Below are 21,372 nucleotides of genomic sequence, written 5' to 3' on the forward strand. Positions count from 1 at the left end.
ATGAAGTCAAAAAAAATCATCATCACTACCCTTTCCATCCTCCTTGCCCTTGGTTTAGTGTGGTACTTCTTCCTGCGCAGCAAGGAGCAGCCTATGGCACTGACCACCGAGAAGCCCGGCAAAGGAAAGATCTCACTTAGTGTAACCGCCACCGGCACCATCCAGCCCGTCGATACGGTTACCGTGGGTACACAGGTTTCAGGAACCATTTCTGCCTTGTATGCAGATTTCAACTCCACCGTCAAGAAAGGGCAGCTGCTGGCAGAGCTGGATCCCATACTCATTCAGGCGACGGTCGACCAGGCAAAAGCCTCATTGACACAAGCACAAAGTAACGAACGTTATCAGGCTGCAAACTTCAACCGTCAGAAGCAGCTTTTTGAAACAGGATCCATTAGCAGGGCAGACTATGACCTGTCTCTCAACAACCACCAGGTAGCAAAAGCCACTGTAGACAATGCCAGGGCACAGCTGAAATCTGCAGAGCGTAACCTCTCCTTCACCAAGATTTACTCACCAATTGATGGCGTGGTGCTGGGCAGAAGCGTTAACATCGGGCAGACCGTAGCCGCAAGCTTCAATACACCAACCATATTTACCATCGCCAAAGACATCACCAAGATGCAGGTGGAAGCAAAGGTCGATGAGGCCGATATCGGCGAGGTGGTAAAGGGGCAGCATGCGACCTTCACTGTGGATGCATTCATTGATGATACCTTCAAGGGAACGGTAAAAGATGTACGCCTCCAGCCATCCATCTCCTCAAATGTAGTCACCTACTCTACTCTGATCGATGCACCCAACGATGATAAAAAGCTTAAACCCGGGATGACAGCCAACATTGTCATCTTTACCAAACAAGCAGACGATGCCCTGCTATTGTCGGCACAGTCGCTGAAATATAGCCCGGATTCAGGTTTAGTAAAACAGTACAAACTGATGCCTCTGGCGAAAAAAGAAGAAGGAGCCGGCAAAGGAACTGTATGGACAGTGCAGGAAAACCAGCTGATCCAGAAGGCCATCACTACTGGGCTTAACGACAACACACATGTACAGATTTTAACAGGCTTAGATGAGAATGATGTAGTCGTGACCGGTGCTGAAGTTCAGGCAAAGGGTGCCAGATCGGCCTCATCAAGTCCATTTTTACCACAAAGACCGAAACGATGAGCAACAATAAGATCCTGGAAATACAGAACGTTAAACGCGAATTTACGATGGGCACGGAGATCGTCAGGGCCCTGAAGGGGGTATCTTTCGATGTCAATGCCGGAGAGTTTGTCACCATTATGGGCAGCAGTGGCTCTGGTAAGACCACCCTGCTGAACATGTTGGGCTGCCTCGACAAACCTACTGACGGCATTTATATGCTGGACAATGTAAACGTAAAGGAATTGTCGCGGGACGAGCTTGCAAAATTGAGGAACACAAAAATCGGTTTTGTATTTCAGGCCTACAACCTGCTACCACGTACGTCGGCACTGGAAAATGTAGAACTGCCTCTTTTATACAATCCAACGATCGGCAGCAAGGAAAGGCGGGAAAGGGCCATTGCCGCCCTGGAAGCTGTAAAACTTGGCGAGCGCTTGGACCATACCCCCAACCAGCTGTCGGGTGGGCAGCAGCAGCGTGTAGCCATTGCGCGTGCGCTGGTGAACGAGCCGGTGATGATCCTTGCCGATGAGGCCACTGGAAATCTGGATACGCGGACTTCCTATGAGATCATGTCGCTAATGCAGGAGCTGAATGGCCAGGGGAAAACCATTGTCTTTGTGACCCATGAGCCTGACATCGCCGCCTTTAGTACCAGGACGGTCATGTTAAGGGATGGGAAAGTTCAGAAGGACCTGATCAATGACAGCAGGAAATCTGCTAAGGAAGCACTGGCCTCCTTACCGGCTACAGATGATTATTAACCAGATGACCATTATAAGCAGTACAAGATGAAAATATCGAATCTGATCAGGCTGGCCATGCTGGCCTTACAACGAAATAAGTTAAGAGCATTGCTGACGATGCTCGGCATCATCATTGGGGTGGCCTCGGTCATCACCATGATGTCTATAGGTGAAGGCTCCAAGCAGAGCATCAACGAATCCCTGTCGAGCATGGGCTCCAATATGATCACCATAATGCCCTACAGCAATGAACCCGGTGGCGCACGGATGATGGGGAGCAACATGAAAAGCCTCACCATCCTCGATGTGCAGGAACTCAAAAAGAAAGCACCCAACATTGCTAAGATCTCACCACTTGCTTCCTCCAGCGGACAGGCCATCAGCGGAGCATCCAACTGGCCCACAAGTATACAGGGTGTCAATCCGGAATATCTGGAGATCCGCAAACTTTCCGTAAAAGAAGGCATCATGTTTACAGAAGACAATGTAAAGTCGTCTGCAAAAGTGTGCCTGCTCGGCCAGACAGTGGTGGACAATCTTTTTCCCAACGGACAGGATCCGATTGGCAAGATCATCCGTTTTGGAAAGATCCCTTTTCAGGTGATTGGTGTGCTTACCCCTAAGGGACAAAGCAACTTCGGACAGGACCAGGATGACATCATCATTGCCCCTTACACTACAGTACAGAAAAGAGTATTGTCATCAATCTATTTCGGAAGCATTTATGCTTCTGCCATCAGGGAGGATGCTTCGGACGCAGCCGTAGACGAGGTGACAACCGTCCTGAGGGAAACACACCGGTTAAGGACTGGCGAGGAAAACGATTTCCAGGTCAGAACGCAGGCGGAGCTGATGACCATGCTCAACTCGACCAGCAGCATGATGACGGCCTTGCTGACTGCTGTGGCCAGCATCTCATTGGTGATCGGCGGTATTGGCATCATGAACATCATGTATGTATCCGTGACGGAACGTACAAGGGAGATCGGACTGAGAATGTCCATTGGAGCCCGAGGGATTGACGTGTTGTTGCAGTTCCTGATCGAGGCCATCATGATCAGCATCACCGGAGGTGTCATTGGTGTATTGCTGGGCATATCTGCATCCATCATCATTCCCTCCATGTTGAACTGGCCAACTGTAATTTCAGAATTCTCCATCGTCATCTCCTTCCTTGTCTGTGCTGTAACAGGGATTTTCTTCGGATACTACCCGGCACTGAAAGCCTCCAGGTTAGATCCGATAGAGGCATTGAGGTACGAATAATCAGAGCCTGCTGATTTGTTTATCCAACTCCATGGCAGCACTGATCAAAGCAAGATGGGTGAATGCCTGCGGAAAGTTTCCCAGGTGTTCACCCTTTTTCCCGAGCTCTTCACTAAACAGGCCCAGGTGATTGGCATACCCCATCATCTTCTCAAAGTTCTCTACAGCACGGTCCACCTGTCCTGATTTGGCCAGGGCCTCAATATACCAGAAAGAACACATCGTAAAAGTCCCTTCCTCACCATCCAGTCCGTCAACATCCACATCAGTACTTTTGTAGCGGTAGATGAGCACATCCAGACGGAGCTGCTGGTCGACCACCTCCATGGTAGAAATCCAACGGGGCTCCTGCGGAGCGATGAAATGTGTAAGTGGCATCAGCAGCACGCTGGCGTCCACCACATCCGCTCCTTTGTATTGCACCCAGGCGCCAACCTGCTCGTTCCAGAAATTGTGATAAATGTCTTTGTAAATCTCATTCCTGACGCCAGTCCAGCAGGATACGTCGTAAGGAAATGAGCGGTGTTCCGCAATCTTGATGGCCCGGTCCATCGCTACCCAACACATCAGCCGGGTATGAAGAAACTCCCGGGTCTCCCCTCTGATCTCCCAGATGCCATGATCCGGCTGTTTCCATTTGTCCATCACGGATTCCACCATGCCACAGATGGCAGACCAGAACTCATAGGTGATAGGCTTATATGATTTGTTGTAAATATAGATTGTATCTATAAGCTCGCCGTAGATGTCAATTTGCAGCTGATCTTTCGCTGCATTTCCAATTCTCACGGGCTTTGACCCCATGTAACCATCCAGGTGATCCAGCTCCTGCTCCACAAGATCTGTATTGCCATCCACCTCATAGATCAGCTGCAGTTTCTGTTCTTTACAAAGATCCAGAATCCAGGTAAGGAAGTCCGTCGCTTCATCATACATCCCAAGCCGGAGAAAAGCATACATGGTAAAGGCAGCGTCCCGCGTCCAGGTAAAACGGTAATCCCAATTACGGTTGCCGCCGATTGTTTCGGGCAGGCTGAAGGTTGCCGCAGCAATGACAGAACCAAACTGACAGGAGGTCAATAGCTTCAGGGTAATCGCGGAACGGAAGATGGTTTCACTATACCTTCCCTTATAAGTAGATTTTTTAATCCACCTGCGCCAGTCATTGATGGTTTCCCGGTAAGTATGCTGTGCATAATGTTCAATACTTTCAAAAACACTTTCTTCCCCTCTTTCTACGGACTCCAGTACGATGTACACTTCTTTTTCGGACTCTGACTGTGTAAATTCCGCAAAAGCATCTTGACCTTCAAGTTGTAAAGGAACATCTGCAATTAGCCGCAACCTGGCATTGCCGTCATGCTGGGGAGAGAAAATCACCTGATGGTCAGTTATTTCTGCGAGGTGTTCCGCACGTGCATAGTCGAACCGGGGTGCACATTTCATTTTGTACTTAATGGTACCACGGATGGTTTTGATCTTCCTGATGATGGCACTTGAACTGCTGGTCTTATCCTCACTCATGGGCATATAGTCTGTAATTTCAGCAATCCCGTCATCAGAGAAAAAGCGTGTGAGCAACACAGCTGTACCAGGAATGTACATCTGTTTACTTTTATACTCTCCCATCACGGGTTCCACTGAGAAAAAGCCACCGATATGTTCGTCCAGCATTGCGGCAAAAATTGTCGGTGAATCGAAGCGCGGAAAGGACATAAAGTCCACAGACCCGTTAAGGCCTACCAGTGCAACCGTTTTCAGGTTGCCAATGATACCATAGTTTTCAATCGGCTGATAGGGTCTGTTTATGTGTTCCATATGGAGCTAACAACAGGAAGGAGAGCGTTGTTTGCAATCAAACAGTTTGGGCTTACCCGCAGCCCGAATATTTCAATATATTCAATAGCTTTTCTTGTACAACCATAAACATGGACCGACGATGTACAAACCACAAGTTACCGCAACCGGCAAAGCTCATCATCATCCTTCCATTAATCACGTACAGAACATTGCTGCACTTTTGAATTTGGTGAAACTATTGTGTAATTTTGCATCATGATAGGGTATGCTGCCTGATGGTGTGCTTGTGCGTGCTGAAATGCATATACCTTTGTATAAAAAATTTGTAAACAGACACTTAAAAAAAACAATATGTCATCAGTAGAGACTACGTACGTTCCTTACAAAGTTAAGGACATTTCACTGGCAGAATGGGGCCGCAAAGAGATTGAACTGGCAGAAGCAGAGATGCCTGGCCTGATGTCTTTACGCGAGGAATTCGGTCCTTCAAAACCATTAAAAGGTGCACGCATTGCAGGATGTCTGCACATGACCATCCAGACTGCAGTTCTGATCGAAACATTGGTAGAGCTTGGTGCAGAAGTAACCTGGTCATCATGCAATATTTTCTCTACACAGGATCACGCTGCTGCGGCAATCGCTGCGGCCGGCATTTCAGTATATGCATGGAAAGGTCTTGATGAGGAGAGCTTTGACTGGTGTATTGAGCAAACATTACACTTCGGCCCTGAGCGTCAGCCATTAAATATGATTCTTGATGATGGTGGTGATTTGACCAATATGGTCTTCGATCGTTTCCCTGAGCTGATCTCGAACATAAAAGGTCTTTCTGAAGAAACCACTACAGGTGTACACCGTCTGTATGAGCGTATGAAAAACGGAACTTTACATTTACCTGCAATCAACGTAAACGACTCTGTTACCAAATCTAAATTTGACAACAAATACGGATGTCGTGAGTCATTGGTAGATGCGATCCGTCGTGCTACAGATGTAATGATGGCTGGTAAAGTTGCTGTTGTTGCTGGTTATGGCGACGTAGGTAAAGGATCTGCAGAGTCATTGAGCTCACAAGGTGTACGTGTAATCGTTTCTGAAATCGATCCAATCTGTGCGCTTCAGGCAGCAATGGAAGGGTATGAAGTGAAGAAATTCGCTACTGCAGTTAAAGAAGCAGACATCATCGTAACCACTACTGGTAACTGTGACATCGTTCGTGCTGAGCACTTCAAAACGATGAAAGACAAAGCTATCGTGTGTAACATTGGTCACTTTGACAATGAGATCGACGTAGCATGGTTGAACACCAACTATGGCAATACTAAAGTAGAGATCAAACCACAGGTAGACAAATACACGATCGATGGTAAAGACATCATCTTACTGGCTGAAGGCCGTTTGGTTAACTTAGGCTGTGCAACTGGTCACCCAAGCTTTGTAATGTCCAACTCGTTCACTAACCAGACCCTGGCACAACTTGAACTGTGGACAAATACAGACAAATACGAAAACAAAGTTTATGTACTTCCTAAATACCTGGATGAGAAAGTTGCCCGTTTACACCTTGCTAAAATCGGTGTAGAGCTGGATGTTCTTGATCAGCATCAGGCAGATTACATTGGCGTTCCTGTAGAAGGTCCGTTCAAACCAGAAGCTTACAGATACTAATCTTTCTGTCAACACTAAAATCCCTTAGTTTTTTAAGGTAAAAAGGAGTAGAGAACAATGATTTTCTACTCCTTTTTCTTTGTGCTGGCGACAGCATCATTTCTATTAAAATTTATACACTTGTGATACTATAATGTTAGTAATCATACAAAAAACGCTATAACTACTACTATGATATCACTTATATGCATCTCTCATTCGATCAACACCGTCAATAATTGAGATGCCACATTGTTAAATAGCTGATCTCCGCCCAACCTTTTTTATTTGGCAGAACATCATTTATTCACTTATTTTTACATCATGGTAAGACTATCCGTAAACATCAATAAAATTGCAACCCTGCGTAACAGTCGGGGCGGCAACAATCCGGACCTGGTAAAAGTAGCGCTTGATGCCGAACGTTTTGGAGCAGAGGGCATCACCGTACACCCGAGACCCGATGAACGTCACATCCTTTATCAGGATGTATTTGACCTGAAAGCCGTGATTGCCACAGAGTTCAACATTGAGGGGAACTGCAGAGAGCAGAAGTTTGTCGACCTGGTACTGGCCAACAAACCTGCGCAGGTGACGCTCGTTCCGGATGTAGAGGGTCAGATCACCTCCAACCACGGCTGGGATACCATTAAACACCAGGAATACCTCAAAGAGATGACCGGCATTTTCCAGTCCGCGGGAATCCGGGTATCCATCTTTGTAGATCCCGATGTGAAGATCGTCGAGGCGGCAGCACTGAGTGGCACCGACCGCATTGAGCTTTACACTGAAGCTTACGCCCACCAATACCAGCAAAATAAAGAGGCCGCAATTGCCCCTTATATTGCGGCAGCAGAAAAAGCAAACGAACTCGGACTGGGCATCAATGCCGGTCACGACCTCGACCTGAACAACCTTGCGTATTTTGCGTCGAACATCCCCGGCTTGCTGGAAGTCAGCATTGGCCATGCCCTGGTGAGCGACGCACTGTACCTGGGACTGGAGAACACCATCCAGCTTTATCTGAGACAACTGAAAACCTACTAAATTCTGCCCCTATGAAGTCCTTAAAAAAAGCAGCCCCATTCAGCCTGTTGGTGTTTAGCCTTTTCCTGTTGATTGCAGGATGTAAAGGCGGCGGCAACCTCGACGAAAGCACCGCCACAGAGGTGATCACTGCGCACCTGAAAAACAAGCCTCAGTTTGAAACGGTCAGGATCAACCTGGGAACCCTGAAATTCAGAGGCAGGAACGATCAGCCTGAGCTGGATAAATACAAAAAACTGGAAGGCAAAGGACTCGTTGAGCTGTCGCTCCAGTCAGAGAAAAAACGCTTGCTGGCAAAAGATAGCCTTCATATATATCAGGTCAGCCTGACCCAAAAGGCAAATGAATATGTACTTAAACAAGACGGCAACAAAGCAACAGTGAGAGCATTGAACTATGCTCTTGCCGATGAAAAACCAATAAAACTCATTAAAGGAGACTCCAGAGTGGCTCATGTTACCACCTCTCTTAAGAAAGAAAAGAACGATTTCAGCATCCTGTTAAAAGACCGGGACGCAGCAGGAAATTTTGTCACAAAAACGTACAAATTAAAGTTCAAAAAAGAGCAAGGCTGGATGGTTGCCGGAGAATAAAGAGGACAATCGCATTTTCTTACGGATGTCTCTGTAATATATACATCTATAAATGTTTAAAGGGTATAACTAAGGCTATTTTTTATTACCTTTGCGCAACTTTTTATTTATAGATTTCATGAGTTTAAATATTCACTACAAAGAAGACTTTAAAGACCGTCACATTGCTCCTAATACAGAGGACACACAAGCAATGTTGAACACCCTTGGCCTGGGTTCTGTTGACGAATTGATCGAACAGACTGTTCCCCAGAAAATCAGGTTGAAACAACCCTTAAACCTGCCGGCGGCGAAATCTGAGAAGGACTACCTAAGCAGCTTAAAACAAACAGCTTCTTTAAACAAAGTATTCAAATCATATATCGGTCAGGGATACTATGATACTTTGACCCCTGGTGTGATCTTACGTAACGTATTTGAAAACCCGGGATGGTACACGCAGTATACTCCTTACCAGGCGGAGATTGCGCAGGGCCGTCTTCAGGCCTTATTAAATTTCCAGACGGCGGTCATAGACCTTACTGGAATGGAAATTGCCAATGCTTCCCTGCTGGACGAAGGTACTGCTGCTGCAGAAGCCATGTTCATGCAGTTCAGCCTGCGCAAAAACCAACAGGCAAGGAAATTCTTTGTCTCGGAGCTGCTTTTCCCACAAACCATTGACATCTTAAAAACACGGGCCAACCCTTTCGGCATTGAACTCGTCATCGGCGACCACCAGTCGGTAACGCTTGACGAGACGTTCTTCGGTGCCATCATCCAGTATCCTGCGGGCAACGGTGAGGTATTCGACTATACAGACTTTGCACAAAAGGCACATGGCCAGAACGTAAAAGTAACCGTTGTTGCTGATTTACTAAGCTTAACGCTTTTGACGCCTCCGGGAGAATGGGGAGCTGACATTGTGGTAGGTACATCACAGCGTTTCGGCGTACCTATGGGCTTCGGTGGTCCTCACGCTGCTTTCTTCGCTACAAAAGACGAATATAAACGTGCCATTCCGGGACGTATCATCGGTGTCACCATTGACAGCAATAACAACTACGCACTGCGCATGGCGCTGCAGACCAGAGAGCAGCACATCCGCAGAGACAAAGCGACATCAAACATCTGTACAGCACAGGCATTACTCGCTATTATGGCGGGATTCTATGCTGTATATCATGGCCCCAAAGGGCTGAGGTTAATTTCAGAAAGGATCCATGGCCTTACCATATCACTGGCTCAATCCCTGGAGCAAGCTGGTTATACACAACTGAACAAAGCATACTTTGACACCATCCGCCTTGACCTTGGTGATCTCGTAGATTCTATCCATAGGGAATGTATCGACAACGAGATCAACCTGAACTACAATGGAAGCATTGTCACCATCTCTTTGGATGAAAAAACAGACATCGAAGATGTAGCATTGCTGACAAAAATCTTCGCGAAGGTGAAAGCCATTGCAGCAGATCAGGTAGAACTGTCCGATAACAACATAGAAACTGTAATTCCTGCAGCTTTACAACGTACGTCGGCTTACCTGACACATCCGGTATTCAACGCACATCATTCTGAACATGAGATGTTGCGTTACATCAAATCACTGGAAAGCAAAGACCTTTCTCTTTGTCACTCGATGATTGCTCTGGGTTCATGTACCATGAAACTTAACGCCACCACAGAGATGATTCCTGTGACCTGGCCTGAGTTCGGCAATGTACACCCTTTCGCTCCCGCAGATCAGGTAGCGGGTTATTATACACTCTTCAATGAGCTGGACAAATGGCTGAGCGAAATTACTGGCTTTGCAGCAATGAGCCTTCAGCCAAATGCAGGTGCCCAGGGCGAATATGCTGGTCTGATGGTCATCAGGGCTTATCACCAGGATCGTGGTGATGCACACCGTAATATCGCACTGATCCCTTCTTCGGCACATGGTACTAACCCTGCATCCGCAGCGATGGCAGGAATGAAAATCGTCATCGTAAAATCTCTTGAAAACGGGAACATCGATGTGGATGACCTTAAGGCTAAAGCAGAAGAACATAAAGAAAACCTTTCCTGCCTGATGGTGACGTATCCTTCTACACACGGTGTATTTGAGGAAAGCATCATTGACATCTGTAATATCATCCATGAAAATGGTGGTCAGGTATATATGGACGGTGCAAACATGAATGCCCAGGTTGGTCTGACCAGTCCTGGAAACATCGGCGCTGACGTTTGTCACCTGAACTTACACAAGACATTCTGCATCCCTCACGGTGGTGGTGGCCCTGGCATGGGTCCTATTGGTGTTGCAAAACACCTGGTACCTTACCTTCCTGCGCACGCAGTTGTAGACATCAGCAAAGAAAAATCTATTCCTGCTGTTTCTTCTGCACCATGGGGTTCCGCTTCCATCCTGGTCATCTCCCATGCTTACATCGCTATGATGGGCAGCGAAGGGTTGACTAACGCAACCAGGTATGCGATCCTGAATGCAAACTACATGAAAGCACGTTTGGAAACACACTACCCGGTATTGTATTCAGGTGCCAACGGTCGTTGTGCGCATGAGATGATCCTCGATTGCCGCGCCTTTAAAAACTTCGGCATTGAGGTGGTAGATATCGCTAAACGTCTGATGGACTATGGTTTCCACGCGCCAACTGTATCTTTCCCTGTTGCAGGTACACTGATGGTAGAGCCTACCGAAAGTGAGCCTAAACATGAGCTGGACAGGTTCTGTGATGCGCTGATTGCCATCAGGGCCGAGATCAGTGCGGTAGAAAGCGGTGATGCAGACAAAACTGACAACCCGTTGAAAAATGCACCGCATACCGCAACAGTGGTTACAGGTGATGAATGGTCGCACAGTTACAGCAGACAAACTGCGGCTTTCCCGCTGCCTTATGTTGCAGCCTATAAATTCTGGCCTTCGGTAGGAAGAGTAAACGACTCTTTTGGCGACAGGTCATTGGTTTGTGCATGCCCTCCGATAGAGAGCTACATGGAAGAAGCTACAGTTTAAAATAATTCTAAATCAGTTAAACCCTTTTGATATATTTACTTCTAAATGTATCAAAAGGGCGTACACTGCGCTTCATCCATCATCAAATCAAATACAACATGAAATTAAAATTCACTTCATTAGCATTACTCCTGGTAGTTGCTGTTTCCTCGGCTTTTATTGCCCCTGCATTCAAGGCAGACACGTATAAAGTCGATGTTTCTAAATCCACGTTAAGCTGGTTAGGAAAAAAAGTTACCGGCAGCCACAACGGCTCTATTGACCTGAAATCAGGCACTTTGCTGTTTAACGGCAAAAAACTTGCAGGTGGAACGTTCACGATCGACATGACCAGCATCAAGGATGCCGACAAGAGTGCAAACCTGGAGAAACACCTGAAAGCAGATGATTTCTTTGGAAGTGACCAATTTGCAACTTCTACTTTTGTAATTAAAAAAGTAACTGCTGGAAGTGGAAACGCGGTGAACATAACTGGCGACCTTACTATTAAAGGCATCACCAGCGCCATTTCTTTTCCTGCAACAGTAGTATGGAATGCAGATGGTTCTGTAACGACTACGGCCGATAAAGTATTGGTAGACAGAACAAAATATGGCATTAAGTTCAGGTCTAAAAGCATCTTTCCTGATGTAGGCGACAAGATGATTTATGATGAATTTGAATTGTCCATTAAACTTGTAGCTAAAAAATAATAACCTTAGCTTTAAGGTATTAAAAGGTCATTATCATATAATGACCTTTTTTATATAATATATTTGGAGATTACTTTTAACCTTTACACATATTTTATAACTTTATATTACACCATAACCTAATTTACTGTTACTGTTAAACACCTATGATGACCTCAAAAATTAAGCTGCTTGTAATTGATGATGACGACATCAATATTTTCATCATCAAAAAGATAGTAGAGAAAACGGGGTATGATGTGGATATGGTTGCCAAAGCCAATGGCCAGCTGGCACTGGACTATCTAACAGGCCTGCTTTCGGCCGGTCAGGAGCTGCCTCACCTGATTCTTATAGACATCAACATGCCTGTCCTGAATGGATGGGAATTCCTTGAAGCCTACGAGACACTCAGCATCCATCAAAAAGTAGACATGTACATGCTCTCCTCATCGGTTTATGAGAATGATATTGAAAAGGCCAAGACCTACAGAACCGTAAATGGGTTCATTTCAAAGCCACTGTCCATCGAGCGCCTGACGGAACTCATCAAGCAGATTACTATTGTATCTTAAACTGACCGTCTTCTAATGTTACGAAGCCGGTAGCCCTGGACTTCCCATGATAAAAGAGACAGTTCCAGTTTTCAGCCGCTGCGCGTTCGCCGTAGCTCTGACGTAACTCCATTGCTTTTCGTCCGTCAAAATCGTATTTCGCGATAAATTTACGCAGCAACTCTTCGGGTTCGGGGAGTACATCTGCACCAAAAAACACTTTTTCATCGCCCTCGTCCAGCAGGAAAGTCTGGTGAAAGGGGGTATGAGCACCAGTAAGCTCATAGCTGATCTGAGCGTTCAGGGCACCTGAGCCCTCTACAAAATGCAACTGCGCATTGCGCTGTAAAAATTCAAAGATTTCTTTTTTGTAAGAAGACGAGGTATTGCTAAAGGCACTCTCCCACTCGCCACGTTGAATCACATATACGGCATGTGGAAAACTTAGCTCCACCTGCTCCCCTACCTGATGGATCATACCGCCGGCATGGTCAAAGTGCAAATGTGACATCAGCACCATCGTCACTTCATCTGGACTGAACCCAGCCTTTCTTATGTTCTCGTGCAAGATCAGTTTACCTTCCTCAGTGCTGTAACCCAGACCTGTATCGAACAAGATCAGCTGGTCTTCCATGGCAACAAGGAAAGGCTGCACATGAACAAATAAAGAAGCAGGACGGTCTTTTGCCTTATCTTTTACCGGGTCGAAAGGGATGAATTTTTTGGTAGCATCTACGGAATAAGATCCTTCATATAGCGTGTGAACTTGCAATGGCGTAGTTATTAGTATTAGTAAGAAGAAATAATTAAATGATATATTTACGAATCTTTGCAAAGATAGGGAACCTGCCGGAACTAAGTGTCTGTAAAAAGACATTCGCAAGCCGGTGAGCGTTCAGAAAAGATTTAGACGAGAAAAACCTAATGGAAAAAAGATGGGTGCAGGCTGTACAAGGGAACTACGTACATATAGATTCGCTTGCACAGCAATTAAATATAGACCGCAGCCTGGCACAGATACTGGTGCAAAGGGGCATCATCACCTTTGAACAGGCCAAAGACTATTTCAGGCCTCAGTTGTCACAACTTCATGATCCTTTTCTGATGAAGGACATGATGAAAGCGGTCCTGCGGATTGAGGAGGCACTTGCTGCATCAGAAAAAATACTGATTTATGGAGATTATGATGTAGATGGAACCACTTCTGTGGCCCTGGCCTACAGTTTCTTCAGCCAGTTCACTACAAAGATTGAATACTACATCCCCGACCGCCATAAAGAAGGATATGGCATTTCCACCCAGGGCATCGACTATGCCAGTGCAAATGGCTACAGCCTGATTGTTGCGCTGGACTGTGGCATCAAATCCGTAGATAAGGTAGCGTATGCAACGGGCCTGGGTATAGACTTCATCATTTGTGACCATCATATGCCTGGTGAAGAACTCCCTGCCGCCGCCGCCTTGCTCGACCCGAAACAATCAGACTGTGAATATCCTTTTAAAGAGCTTGCAGGATGTGGCATTGGGTTCAAACTGGCGCAGGCCTACTGTATCAAACACGGGCTTCCTGCTGAAAAGTATGAGCGTTATCTGGACCTGGTGATGGTGAGTATCGCTGCAGACATTGTTCCTGTGGAAGATGAGAACCGTATCCTTGCCTATCATGGACTCATTAAGCTGAATACCGCACCCTGTATGGGACTGAAGGCCCTGATGGACATCTCCGGAAGAAGCAAACAATATACGCTGACCGATGTGGTTTTCTCCCTGGCCCCGAGGATCAATGCCGCCGGAAGAATGGACCATGCCAACCAGGCGGTAAAAATGCTACTGTGCACCGAGGATACGATTGCGCTGGCGCAAAGCGAATTCATTGACCTGCAGAATACCGAACGCAAAACCTCCGACCAGAACATTACTGCTGAAGCACTTGCGCTGATTGCCGACTGTGAAATACTGATCAACAAAAAAACCACCGTTGTGTACCATGAAAGCTGGAACAAGGGGGTCATCGGTATTGTTGCCTCCCGGTTGACGGAAAAGTATTACCGCCCTACAGTGGTGCTTACCAAGTCCAACGGACTGCTTACCGGATCCGCAAGATCTGTCGCCGGCTTTGATCTTTATGAAGCACTGCTGGGCTGCCAGGACCTGCTTGTACAGTTTGGAGGACATAAGTTTGCTGCCGGTCTGACCATTGAGCCTGAAAAGATAGACGCTTTTTCGGCAAGGTTTGAGGAGATTGTTTCCTCCACCATCACCGAGGACCTGCTTTGTCCGGAGATCAGCATCGATGCAGAAATACAACTTCAACAAATCGACGGCAAGTTTCAGCGGATCATCTCCCAGATGTCGCCCTTCGGCCCGCATAATCCGGCACCTGTTTTCATAAGTCATGGTGTAACCATGGTGGGCAGGCCCTATGTTGTCGCCACAAAACATTTAAAGTTGAGTGTAAAACAACAAAATTCCCCTATTTTTGAAAGTATTGGATTTAATTTTGCTGAGCATGAATCGTTGTTACGGCCAAATGTTCCTTTTTCAATTTGTTATACCATAGAAGAAAACGTCTGGAAAGACCAGAGACGGCTGCAGCTGAACATCAAAGGGATCAAAACCTACTAAGTTCTGAAAAACCGTCATAAAACCAAAACTATAAATGATACTAAGAGCAGATCACCTCATCAAGAAGTACAAACAGCGCACGGTTGTTAACGATGTTTCATTTTCGGTTAGCCAGGGCGAGATTGTTGGTTTGCTGGGGCCGAATGGGGCTGGCAAGACCACTTCATTTTATATGATTGTAGGGTTGATCAAACCAAACGAGGGCACCATCTTTCTGGATGAGGAGGACATCACTTCTGATGCGATGTACCGCAGGGCACAGAAAGGCATCGGTTATCTGGCACAGGAAGCCTCTGTATTCCGCAAACTTTCTGTAGAAGACAACATCATGTCCATTCTGGAGATGACAGACATGAGCAAGGAGGAGCGCCATGAGAAACTCGAAGAGCTGATCAATGAGTTCAGTCTGAACAAGGTGCGCAAAAACAGGGGAGACCTTCTTTCCGGAGGGGAACGCCGCAGGACAGAAATCGCCAGGGCACTCGCAGCAAGCCCCAACTTCATCCTGCTGGATGAACCATTTGCGGGGGTAGACCCCATTGCCGTAGAGGAAATCCAGACCATCGTTGCCAAGCTGAAAAAGAAAAACATAGGCATCCTGATTACGGATCACAACGTACAGGAAACACTCTCCATCACAGACAGGGCTTACCTGTTGTTTGAGGGCAAGATCCTGGAGTCCGGCACGCCGGAGGTACTTGCCGCCAATGAGATGGTAAGACGTGTATACCTTGGATCAAACTTTGTACTGCGCACTAAAAATCTATAACCCTTATCATTCTAACACATGGCAATTGTAAATTCGATTTTCACATGGTACATGAAAAAGCGTGTTCATCAGATTGAGCTTTTCATGAAATACCCACATGATGTACAGGAAGAATGGTTTGAGAAGCTCATTTCCAGTGCCGCAGATACAGAATGGGGTAGAAAATATGATTATGAGTCGATCAGCAACCCCCGCCAGTTTAAGGAAAGGGTCCCGATCCAGAACTACGAAACTTTAAAACCTTTCATTGAGCGCATGCTCCGTGGAGAACAGAATATACTATGGCCGACAGAAATCAAGTGGTTTGCAAAGTCGTCGGGTACAACGAGCGACCGCAGTAAATTTATTCCTGTTTCGGAAGAATCGCTGCAGGAGTGCCATTTTAAGGGTGGAAAAGACATGTTGTCCATCTTTTGCAACAACCGCCCGGAAAACCAGATTTTAACAGGCAAGGGCCTTGTGCTGGGCGGGAGCCATCAGATTAACCAACTGAACGAGGATTCTTTTTATGGGGACCTCTCTGCTGTGCTGATCAAAAACCTGCCGATGTGGGCGGAGTACTACCGCACGCCAAACATCTCCATCGCACTCATGGACAACTACGAGGATAAGATGGAGAAGATGGCTGTTGCCACCATCAAGGAGAATGTAACCAACATTGCGGGAGTACCCACATGGACGATTGTCCTCGCCAAAAAAGTACTGGAACTGACCGGCAAGAGCAACCTGCTGGAGGTATGGCCAAACCTGGAACTTTACATCCACGGAGCGGTCAACTTTAAACCTTACCGGGAGCAGTTTAAGGAGTTGATCCCCAACTGTGACATGTATTATCTGGAGACCTACAACGCATCTGAAGGCTTTTTCGGCATCCAGGATGAGGTGAAGTCCGACGAGCTGCTCCTGATGCTGGATTATGGCATTTACTACGAGTTCCTGCCAATTGAAAAGCTGGACGATGATAACCCGGACACCCTTTCTTTGGATGAAGTGGAGCTGTTTAAGAACTACGCCATCATCATTTCCACCAATGGAGGCTTGTGGCGCTACATGATTGGCGACACGGTACAGTTCACGTGCCTCTCTCCTTACCGTATTAAGATTACCGGCAGAACAAAACACTTCATCAATGCCTTCGGCGAAGAGGTGATCATCGACAATGCCGAACAGGCGATCTGCAAGGCCTGTACCGAAACCGGTGCGGTGTTTAAAGATTATACCGCCTGCCCTATCTACTTTAAAGGAGAAGAAGTTGGTGGCCATGAATGGATCATTGAATTTGACCAGCAGCCAAACGACTTTGAATACTTTGTAGATGTGCTCGACAAAACACTTCGGGAGGTCAATTCCGACTATGATGCCAAGCGCTTTAAAGACCTCGCTTTAAGACGTCCGAAAGTCCACAACGCCCCCTACAACACATTTTACAACTGGCTGAAGTCAAAAGGAAAACTTGGTGGTCAGCATAAAGTACCGCGCCTGGCCAACGAGCGTACCTATGTAGATGAAATCCTTCCGATGATGACAGATAAAAGTATGATTTAGTGCATTTGGATTTCATAATTTTTCATTACATTTAATTAGCTAATAATTAACGTGTTATGAAGACTATAAAACAACTCCTGAAAACTAAATCATCCCAGATTTTCTCTGTTCCGGCGAGTACCTCCGTTTTGGACGCCCTGCACGTCATGATGGAGAAGAACATCAGTGCGCTCCTGATCATGGAATCCGGCCAGCTGCTGGGCATATTTACAGAGCGTGATTATGCCCGCAAGATCATCCTCCAGGGTAAATCATCTGCAGATACATTCCTGGCGGAAGTGATGACCGGGCAGCCCATTACCATTAGTCCCGATGATCATATCGAGGTATGCATGGAAATCATGACCAACAAACACATCAGACATTTACCCGTGGTGAACGAAACGGGTGTGATTGGTATGGTCTCTATTGGCGACGTCGTGAAGTTTATCATTGAGGACCAGAAATTGACCATTTCACAGCTGGAGAGTTACATCAGCTCCTAAATTTGACAGGCCCCGATATAAAGAGACGCCCCGATAAGAACAGCTTCCGATGATATAAAAAAAGCGTCTGAGCCCATAGGGTTCAGACGCTTTTTAAGCTTTACCGCAATCACCTGCGTACTTACCAGATCTTTACTCTTTTTTCAGGAGCAAGATACAGTGAGTCTGTAGGTTTCACGTTAAAGGCAGTATAAAATTCAGGGATGTTCCTGACCACACCATTCACACGGAATTTCGCCGGTGAATGTGGATCCGTACCCACCTGGTTTCTCAGCGATTGCTCATTTGATTTCTCCAGCCACACCTGTGCCCATCCGAGAAACACCCTTTGCTCTCCCGAGAAGCCATCCATTACAGGTGCTTCTTTGCCATTAAGACTCGCTTTATAAGCTTTCAGGGCGATGGTCAATCCACCAAGGTCACCGATGTTCTCACCAAGCGTGAAATCGCCGTTTACGTTCAGGTCAGGAAAGACCTTAAAGTCGCTGTATTGAGCAACAAGGGCGCTGGTACGTTTCTTAAATTCAGTATTGTCTTTTTCTGTCCACCAGTTGCGCATCACCCCATCTCCATCAAAGGTACTGCCCTGGTCGTCGAAACCATGACCAATCTCGTGGCCAATTACCGCTCCAATTCCACCGTAGTTTACCGCATCTTCCGCATTCATATCAAAAAACGGAGGTTGCAGGATGGCAGCAGGAAAAACGATCTCATTCATGGTTGGGTTGTAATAGGCATTCACCGTTTGCGGCGTCATGCCCCATACCGTGCGGTCTACAGGTTTACCCAATTTGTCAAGATTGCGCTTGTATTCAAACTCAGTAGCACGCTGTAAGTTGCCATACAGATCTCCCTTTACTACTTTCAAGGCACCATAGTCAATCCATTTATCAGGATAGCCGATTTTCGGTGTGAATTTGCTGATTTTATCCAGGGCCTGTTTTTTAGTGTCCGGACTCATCCAGTCGAGGCCTTTGATGCTCACCTCATAAGCTTTCAGGAGGTTCTGCACCAGTTTCAGCATTCTCTCCTTAGCTTCAGGAGAAAAGTGTTTCTCCACGTACAGCTTACCAACCATTTCACCGAGGCTGCCGTTCACCACATTTACAGCCCTGCGCCATAGCGGTTTCTGCTCTTGTATTCCATAAAGGGTCTTCGCATAAAAGTCAAAATTCTCTTTGTCGATGGCAGTTGTCAATGCAGAACCTGCACCAGTAACCACTCCCCATTTCAGGTAAGTTTTCCATACCTCCACTGGCGTATTTTTAATAATTCCGTTTAATGCTTTTGTGTAAGCCACCTGCGAAATCACGACGCTATCCTGTTTTTTGAAACCACCTTCCGACAACATCACATTCCAGTCGAAATCAGGCGTCAATTTGGAGAGGTCCTTCACTGCGTATTTGTTGTAAAGACCAGCCATGTTCCTTGTCTCTTCTTTTTTCATGTGCTGTGCGGCGATGGCCGTTTCCAATGCCATGATCTGCGAAGCCTTTGCTTTTGCATCAGGGATTTGTGCCAGCTGGAGCATGCGTTCAATGTGCAGCAGATATTTGGCCCTGATGTCTTTGGATTTTGCATCCTGCAGTGAATAATATTCACGTTCAGGTAATCCAAGTCCGCCTTGCCAGGTTTGAAGCACATATTGTTTCGGATTTTTGAAGTCCTCGGTCACACCGATGCTGAAAGGCATCATGTTACCGAACTTATTGGCGTAAGCGAAGTAGGCAGGAAGGTCTTTTACAGCAGCGATGGCATCGATCTTCTTAAATTCTTCAGCCAAAGGAGCCAGGCCAATAGAATCGCGAACTTTCATGTTCATATACGACTCATAAAGATCGCCGATTTTCTGCTCCTCAGATCCATCCGCAGACTTGGTCTTTGCCGCATTTTCGATGATCTCCTTCACATCTTCCTGAGCCTTATCGTTGATAATTGCACCAACGCCATAAGAAGGTTTGTCAGAAGGGATCTTCGTGTTTTTGATCCATACGCCGTTTACATATTGGGTAAAGTTGTTTCCAGGGACTACAGTAGTATCCATATTTTTGAGGATGACTCCGGAAGACAACTCAGTGTTCTTGCCTGACTGGCATGCTGCAAGCAGCATGATGGAACCCGCTACCATGGGTATTCCAATTGATTTATTAAATTTTATCATACTAACTATTTAGGTATGTTCAAATTTAACAAAACAATTGGAAGCAAGGTATGCCAATCACAGCTTTGCGGAAAGATAAATAGAGACCGTAGCCAGTGCCTCGGCTGATGGAGCAGCATCGTACACCTCGAAATCGGAGCGGTAAGCCCTGGGTAGCGCTGCGTTCCAGATGTTGGTCCATGCTTCAAAAATAAGGCCTTTCATCAGGTCGCCGGCCGCCGTATGTTTTAGAAACTGGCCACCTTCAACTTCCATCAGTTGCATCCCGGCAGGAACCTCAGTCCCGGCTTGTACCCGGCAACCAATCAACGTGGTATAAGGCATCGTATAATCGCCTTCGTATTCCGTGTAAACGCAGTATACATCATCAGCCAGTCTGCCTTCAATTCTTTCAGCCACATTTTCATACAGAAAACGTGCCCAGAGGGCCGGAATATCCTTTGTCGCCCGTCCTGGTGTATTCGCTGTTCTTACGGCGATACCCAATACATAAAAGGCATCCAGTTGTTCTTCGTCCATTTTGATCATCATAGGGGCAAAACTAACCTTGATGCTGACAACCCATTGTCAGGGCCTATCCGATTTTTTCATCCATTCTTCGAAATATTCAGCCAGGGTGAGCGGATGGGGCTGGAATTTTTCGTCAAGTACCACCAGGTGTTTTACCCTGTCGAGACGGAAGGAGCGGAATTCGGCACGCAAGCGACAAAATGCAATTAGCACCCAGTTATCTTGCGAGCTGTATAAAGCAAAGGGCTCAATTATCCTCGAAGTTTTGGCTGTCGGATCTGCCGCCTGATAATCAATGCGGAGGAGGTTAAAGTTTGTAAGCGCCAGCTGGATGACAGATAGGTTATTGCTGGTGCAACTGTAACCTTCCGGTTGGTATCCGACCACCAGCCGGTCCGAGAGCAGCTCCGTTTTATGCTGGATGCCATGTTGCAGGACCGCTTTTATTTTAACAATCGCTTCTGCATAGTCCTGAACAAAAGAAGCATCGCGGTTCCTCATGACCAGCTGCTCGGCAGTGATCAGCGCATTTGCCTGTCGTTCCGTAAAGCTGACCGGAGGCAGGGTGTACCCTTCCATCAGTTTATAACCTTTTCCTTCAACAGCGATGACGGGCACACCGGCATCTTCCAGCGCCCTGATGTCCCGGTAGATGGTCCGCACACTTACATTAAACCGTTCGGCAAGCGCTGTAGAAGTAGACATCCTCCTGGACTGGAGTTGTAGTAAAATGGCGGTAAGCCTGGACAACCGTGAGATTTCTGAACTGCTCATACATCAGCATAATTTCGATAAAGATAAGC

The 21,372-nt window shown here is 46.5% G+C and carries 18 protein-coding genes; 13 read left to right on the forward strand and 5 right to left on the reverse strand.

The window, feature by feature from the left end:
- The 3 genes from PBAL39_RS15985 to PBAL39_RS15995 are packed head-to-tail and all read left to right on the forward strand — an operon-like array spanning position 1 to position 3,164.
- Positions 1-1,170 carry an efflux RND transporter periplasmic adaptor subunit gene (locus PBAL39_RS15985; RefSeq protein ID WP_008243324.1) on the forward strand — a complete coding sequence of 390 codons (1,170 nt, stop codon included), beginning with the start codon at positions 1-3 and terminating at the stop codon, positions 1,168-1,170.
- Complete coding sequence (locus tag PBAL39_RS15990; protein WP_008243325.1) at positions 1,167-1,916, forward strand: ABC transporter ATP-binding protein; 750 nt, start codon at positions 1,167-1,169, stop codon at positions 1,914-1,916. The genes PBAL39_RS15985 and PBAL39_RS15990 overlap by 4 nt, the downstream gene beginning before the upstream one ends.
- A 27-nt stretch (positions 1,917-1,943) precedes the next feature.
- Entirely contained in the window at positions 1,944-3,164 is a 1,221-nt protein-coding gene (locus PBAL39_RS15995) for an ABC transporter permease (RefSeq protein WP_008243326.1), read from the forward strand.
- Here the strand turns inward: PBAL39_RS15995 and PBAL39_RS16000 are convergent, their stop codons facing one another.
- The gene (locus PBAL39_RS16000) at positions 3,165-4,982 is read right to left on the reverse strand and encodes a glycoside hydrolase family 15 protein (protein ID WP_008243327.1); all 1,818 of its coding nucleotides are present in this window, start codon (positions 4,980-4,982) and stop codon (positions 3,165-3,167) included.
- 333 nt (positions 4,983-5,315) lie between these two features.
- Here PBAL39_RS16000 and ahcY point away from each other — a divergent pair, with 333 nt between their 5' ends.
- The 6 genes from ahcY to PBAL39_RS16030 all read left to right on the forward strand — a co-directional run bounded on the left by ahcY (position 5,316) and on the right by PBAL39_RS16030 (position 12,495).
- On the forward strand, positions 5,316-6,632 hold the full coding sequence (gene ahcY / locus PBAL39_RS16005) for an adenosylhomocysteinase (RefSeq protein ID WP_008243328.1): 1,317 nt from the start codon (positions 5,316-5,318) through the stop codon (positions 6,630-6,632).
- Positions 6,633-6,935: 303 nt separating this feature from the next.
- Positions 6,936-7,658, forward strand: coding sequence for a pyridoxine 5'-phosphate synthase (locus PBAL39_RS16010; RefSeq protein WP_039866844.1), 723 nt, complete (start codon positions 6,936-6,938; stop codon positions 7,656-7,658).
- Between the two features lie 11 nt (positions 7,659-7,669).
- Positions 7,670-8,251 carry a hypothetical protein gene (locus PBAL39_RS16015; RefSeq protein WP_008243330.1) on the forward strand — a complete coding sequence of 194 codons (582 nt, stop codon included), beginning with the start codon at positions 7,670-7,672 and terminating at the stop codon, positions 8,249-8,251.
- 118 nt (positions 8,252-8,369) lie between these two features.
- A complete protein-coding gene (gcvP, locus tag PBAL39_RS16020) occupies positions 8,370-11,249 on the forward strand; it encodes an aminomethyl-transferring glycine dehydrogenase (RefSeq protein WP_008243333.1) in 2,880 nt (959 codons plus the stop codon).
- A gap of 98 nt (positions 11,250-11,347) precedes the next feature.
- Positions 11,348-11,941: a YceI family protein gene (locus tag PBAL39_RS16025; protein WP_008243335.1), complete on the forward strand. Its 594-nt coding sequence runs from the start codon at positions 11,348-11,350 to the stop codon at positions 11,939-11,941.
- Between the two features lie 146 nt (positions 11,942-12,087).
- Complete coding sequence (locus PBAL39_RS16030; RefSeq protein WP_008243337.1) at positions 12,088-12,495, forward strand: response regulator; 408 nt, start codon at positions 12,088-12,090, stop codon at positions 12,493-12,495.
- Here the strand turns inward: PBAL39_RS16030 and PBAL39_RS16035 are convergent.
- A complete protein-coding gene (locus PBAL39_RS16035; RefSeq protein WP_008243338.1) occupies positions 12,482-13,246 on the reverse strand; it encodes an MBL fold metallo-hydrolase in 765 nt (254 codons plus the stop codon). The two genes, PBAL39_RS16030 and PBAL39_RS16035, sit on opposite strands and share 14 nt — an antisense overlap.
- A gap of 152 nt (positions 13,247-13,398) precedes the next feature.
- On the opposite strand from PBAL39_RS16035, the gene recJ reads away from it, so the two are divergent.
- The 4 genes from recJ to PBAL39_RS16055 are packed head-to-tail and all read left to right on the forward strand — an operon-like array spanning position 13,399 to position 17,898.
- Entirely contained in the window at positions 13,399-15,099 is a 1,701-nt protein-coding gene (recJ, locus tag PBAL39_RS16040) for a single-stranded-DNA-specific exonuclease RecJ (RefSeq protein WP_008243340.1), read from the forward strand.
- A 34-nt stretch (positions 15,100-15,133) separates the two neighbouring features.
- Complete coding sequence (lptB, locus tag PBAL39_RS16045) at positions 15,134-15,868, forward strand: LPS export ABC transporter ATP-binding protein (RefSeq protein ID WP_008243349.1); 735 nt, start codon at positions 15,134-15,136, stop codon at positions 15,866-15,868.
- A gap of 18 nt (positions 15,869-15,886) precedes the next feature.
- Entirely contained in the window at positions 15,887-17,413 is a 1,527-nt protein-coding gene (locus PBAL39_RS16050) for a GH3 auxin-responsive promoter family protein (protein ID WP_008243350.1), read from the forward strand.
- 56 nt (positions 17,414-17,469) lie between these two features.
- Entirely contained in the window at positions 17,470-17,898 is a 429-nt protein-coding gene (locus tag PBAL39_RS16055; RefSeq protein WP_008243352.1) for a CBS domain-containing protein, read from the forward strand.
- A gap of 121 nt (positions 17,899-18,019) precedes the next feature.
- On the opposite strand, the gene PBAL39_RS16060 is transcribed toward PBAL39_RS16055, so the two are convergent.
- Genes PBAL39_RS16060 through PBAL39_RS16070 form a run of 3 tightly spaced genes read right to left on the reverse strand, consistent with a single transcriptional unit; the run spans position 18,020 to position 21,343 of the window.
- Positions 18,020-20,059 (reverse strand): M13 family metallopeptidase, encoded by a 2,040-nt coding sequence (locus PBAL39_RS16060; RefSeq protein WP_157274055.1) that lies wholly within the window; start codon positions 20,057-20,059, stop codon positions 18,020-18,022.
- 57 nt (positions 20,060-20,116) lie between these two features.
- Positions 20,117-20,590 carry a GyrI-like domain-containing protein gene (locus PBAL39_RS16065; protein ID WP_008243356.1) on the reverse strand — a complete coding sequence of 158 codons (474 nt, stop codon included), beginning with the start codon at positions 20,588-20,590 and terminating at the stop codon, positions 20,117-20,119.
- A 36-nt stretch (positions 20,591-20,626) separates the two neighbouring features.
- Positions 20,627-21,343 (reverse strand): YafY family protein, encoded by a 717-nt coding sequence (locus PBAL39_RS16070; RefSeq protein WP_039866810.1) that lies wholly within the window; start codon positions 21,341-21,343, stop codon positions 20,627-20,629.
- Between the last annotated feature and the right edge of the window lie 29 nt (positions 21,344-21,372).

The sequence above is a fragment of the Pedobacter sp. BAL39 genome (genome assembly GCF_000170795.1).
GTDB lineage: Bacteria > Bacteroidota > Bacteroidia > Sphingobacteriales > Sphingobacteriaceae > Pedobacter.

Excerpts from the sequence above, each read along its gene's own strand:
- PBAL39_RS15985 (WP_008243324.1), top strand. The coding sequence starts at position 1 with ATGAAGTCAAAAAAAATCATCATCACTACCCTTTCCATCCTCCTTGCC.
- PBAL39_RS15990 (WP_008243325.1), top strand. The coding sequence starts at position 1,167 with ATGAGCAACAATAAGATCCTGGAAATACAGAACGTTAAACGCGAATTT.
- PBAL39_RS15995 (WP_008243326.1), top strand. The coding sequence starts at position 1,944 with ATGAAAATATCGAATCTGATCAGGCTGGCCATGCTGGCCTTACAACGA.
- PBAL39_RS16000 (WP_008243327.1), bottom strand. The coding sequence starts at position 4,982 with ATGGAACACATAAACAGACCCTATCAGCCGATTGAAAACTATGGTATC.
- ahcY (WP_008243328.1), top strand. The coding sequence starts at position 5,316 with ATGTCATCAGTAGAGACTACGTACGTTCCTTACAAAGTTAAGGACATT.
- PBAL39_RS16010 (WP_039866844.1), top strand. The coding sequence starts at position 6,936 with ATGGTAAGACTATCCGTAAACATCAATAAAATTGCAACCCTGCGTAAC.
- PBAL39_RS16015 (WP_008243330.1), top strand. The coding sequence starts at position 7,670 with ATGAAGTCCTTAAAAAAAGCAGCCCCATTCAGCCTGTTGGTGTTTAGC.
- gcvP (WP_008243333.1), top strand. The coding sequence starts at position 8,370 with ATGAGTTTAAATATTCACTACAAAGAAGACTTTAAAGACCGTCACATT.
- PBAL39_RS16025 (WP_008243335.1), top strand. The coding sequence starts at position 11,348 with ATGAAATTAAAATTCACTTCATTAGCATTACTCCTGGTAGTTGCTGTT.
- PBAL39_RS16030 (WP_008243337.1), top strand. The coding sequence starts at position 12,088 with ATGATGACCTCAAAAATTAAGCTGCTTGTAATTGATGATGACGACATC.
- recJ (WP_008243340.1), top strand. The coding sequence starts at position 13,399 with ATGGAAAAAAGATGGGTGCAGGCTGTACAAGGGAACTACGTACATATA.
- lptB (WP_008243349.1), top strand. The coding sequence starts at position 15,134 with ATGATACTAAGAGCAGATCACCTCATCAAGAAGTACAAACAGCGCACG.
- PBAL39_RS16050 (WP_008243350.1), top strand. The coding sequence starts at position 15,887 with ATGGCAATTGTAAATTCGATTTTCACATGGTACATGAAAAAGCGTGTT.
- PBAL39_RS16055 (WP_008243352.1), top strand. The coding sequence starts at position 17,470 with ATGAAGACTATAAAACAACTCCTGAAAACTAAATCATCCCAGATTTTC.
- PBAL39_RS16060 (WP_157274055.1), bottom strand. The coding sequence starts at position 20,059 with ATGATAAAATTTAATAAATCAATTGGAATACCCATGGTAGCGGGTTCC.
- PBAL39_RS16065 (WP_008243356.1), bottom strand. The coding sequence starts at position 20,590 with ATGATGATCAAAATGGACGAAGAACAACTGGATGCCTTTTATGTATTG.
- PBAL39_RS16070 (WP_039866810.1), bottom strand. The coding sequence starts at position 21,343 with ATGAGCAGTTCAGAAATCTCACGGTTGTCCAGGCTTACCGCCATTTTA.